General features: G+C 55.9%; 3 protein-coding genes. All 3 read right to left on the reverse strand.

Translation table 11 applies throughout. The features are described from left to right. Nucleotides 1–15: 15 nt before the first annotated feature. Genes tnpC through D9N13_RS24340 form a run of 3 tightly spaced genes read right to left on the reverse strand, consistent with a single transcriptional unit; the run spans nucleotide 16 to nucleotide 2,278 of the window. Nucleotides 16–1,575, reverse strand: a complete 1,560-nt coding sequence (gene tnpC, locus D9N13_RS14055; RefSeq protein WP_290591384.1) for an IS66 family transposase — start codon at nucleotides 1,573–1,575, stop codon at nucleotides 16–18. 32 nt (nucleotides 1,576–1,607) lie between these two features. Next, a complete protein-coding gene (gene tnpB, locus D9N13_RS14060) occupies nucleotides 1,608–1,943 on the reverse strand; it encodes an IS66 family insertion sequence element accessory protein TnpB (protein WP_290591387.1) in 336 nt (111 codons plus the stop codon). Then, complete coding sequence (locus D9N13_RS24340; protein WP_411268172.1) at nucleotides 1,940–2,278, reverse strand: transposase; 339 nt, start codon at nucleotides 2,276–2,278, stop codon at nucleotides 1,940–1,942. The genes tnpB and D9N13_RS24340 overlap by 4 nt, the downstream gene beginning before the upstream one ends. Nucleotides 2,279–2,360: the final 82 nt, after the last annotated feature.

Raw genomic sequence — 2,360 nt, forward strand, 5'->3', positions numbered from 1 at the left:
GTAAGCGTCCGGCGATTACCCTTTTGTAGGCGCACCCCATCCATGAGGTAACAGCTCGCCGATACGGCTAGCTGGCTGAGTCGGCAGCCGGGTCAATACATCCTTCAGATACGCATAAGGATCATGCCCGTTCATCTTCGCCGACTGAATCAGGCTCATGACGTTTGCCGCTCTCTGGCCACTGCGTAAGCTGCCAGCGAACAACCAGTTGTTACGGCCCAATGCCCAGGGCCGGATCTGGTTTTCCACCCGATTATTATCGATGGGTACAGCCCCATCTTCGCAGTAGCGAATCAGCGCAGCCCACCGTTTCAAGCTGTAATCAATGGCTTTGGCTGTCGCCGACCCATTCGGCACTTTTTGGCGCTGTGTTAGCAGCCATTGGTGGAACGTGTCCAGTAAGGGTCTGGCATGAACTTGTCGATAAGCCGTTCTGGCATCATCTGACAGGTCTTTTGCCTGACGCTCTATCTCATATAGTCGGCCAATCTGCTGGAGCGCTTCGTGAGCCAGCGTGCTCTGATTCGCCGCATGCAGGTCAAAGAACTTGCGCCGGGCATGGGCCATGCACCCGATTTCCGTGGTGCCGTTCTGGAAGCTGGCTTTGTAGCCGGCGAAGTCGTCACACACCAGCTGACCCTGCCAACCTTCCAGGAAGCGTCGCACATGTTCGCCCGAGCGGCTGGGGGCGAAGTCATACACCACGCTGTTCAGCCCGGAGAATTCCGTACTGGTGTAGGCCCAAACATAGGCCCGATGAGTTTTCTTTTTCCCGGGCGAGAGCATGGCCACCGGTGTTTCATCCGCATGCAGTACGCCTTGTTCGTGCAGCAATGCCCGCAGTGAATCCACCAACGGTTGCAGGGCAACGCCGCAGCGGCCAACCCAATCTGCCAGCGTGGAGCGCGCTATCTCAACACCGGCGCGAGCAAAGATCTTTTCCTGTCGGTAAAGCGGCAGGTGATCGCCATATTTAGCCACCAGTACCTGCGCCAGCAAGCCCGGGGCAGGAATTCCTTTATCAATGACTTGCGGTGGTACCGGGGCCTGAACGAACGCTTCGCAATCCGGGCAGGCCCACTTGCTGCGCACGTGCCGTTCTACCGTGAAGGTGCCTGGAATGTAATCCAGCTTTTCACTGACGTCCTCACCAATGCGCTTTAGTTGACAACCGCAGTCGCAGAGTGTGCTGTCAGGATCATGCGGGATAATGGCGCGAGGCAGTTCCGGTGGTAGCGGTGCCCGTCGAGGCTGTGATTTGGGTTTGGGGTCGCTGCCAAGTGCTACATCATGCTGGGCCAGTTGCTCTTCGATACCAGCCATGTCTTCATTGATTAAGTCGTCTAGCAGACTGCGCTGGTGAGGGTTCAGTGCTTCACTGGTGCGGGCAAATTTATGGCGCTTGAGAATCGCTATCTCGTACTTGAGCTTGCTGTTTTCCAGCTCAACGTGTTGGATGGTCTGGGTCTTCTGGGTGATCAGCTGATCCTTTTCCTGAACCTCTTGCAACAACTGAGAAGCCAGTTCCCGGAGCTGGTCTGATGAGAGTTCGTTGAGGTTCGGTGCCGTTTTCATGGCACCGAACTATGCCACCAAACTGAGTTAATTTACAGGATCGATATCGCATTTTGCCGGCCTGCCTGGTACCAGGGTAGTCCTACGACCAGTGCCTGCAGTTGCTCCTGGTCCAGCTCCAGCGGATCGCGCTGCCAGCATTTGGCGGGAACGAAGCGCCCCTGGTGCAGACGCCGGGCAGCTAACCATAACCCAAAGCCATCGTGCACCAATACCTTTATCCGGTTGGCGCGTTTGTTGAGAAACACGTAGGCCTGATGGGGCTCGGCAGCCCCGAACACCTTAACGACCCGGGCCAGGCAAGTGTCCGGACCTGCCCGCATATCCATGGGCTCTGTGGCCAGCCAGATACGATCAATCCGGATCATGACTGGAGCGCCCTGAGCCACGGGATGGCCTGATGTATCTGCGACAATGGCCAATGAACGGTGACTGATCCTGCCTCAATCCGGACGGTCTCGCCTGATGCGGCGTGCTCCGGTAAACTGAGAGGAATGAATTCCCGGGAGGGCGTTTTGCCTTGTAGATCTCTTCGCCACTTATGAATCAGGTTGGCATTGAGTTGGTATTCCTGAGCTAATGACGCTACCGATACACCAGGTTGTGAGGCAAGATCCACTATCTTCTGCTTGAATTCTGCTGGGTGGTATCGACGACTTCCCTTAGCGGGTGCGGGGAGTGAGCTCTCTCTTATATTATCCATAGTAGTGTCCACTTATTTTTTAGTGGACACTATGGTCAAGCAGCTAAGCAGGCTTATCCAGATGGGTTTGCCGGACGGTTAC

The organism is Ketobacter sp. GenoA1, assembly GCF_003671475.1.
Classification (GTDB): domain Bacteria; phylum Pseudomonadota; class Gammaproteobacteria; order Pseudomonadales; family Ketobacteraceae; genus Ketobacter.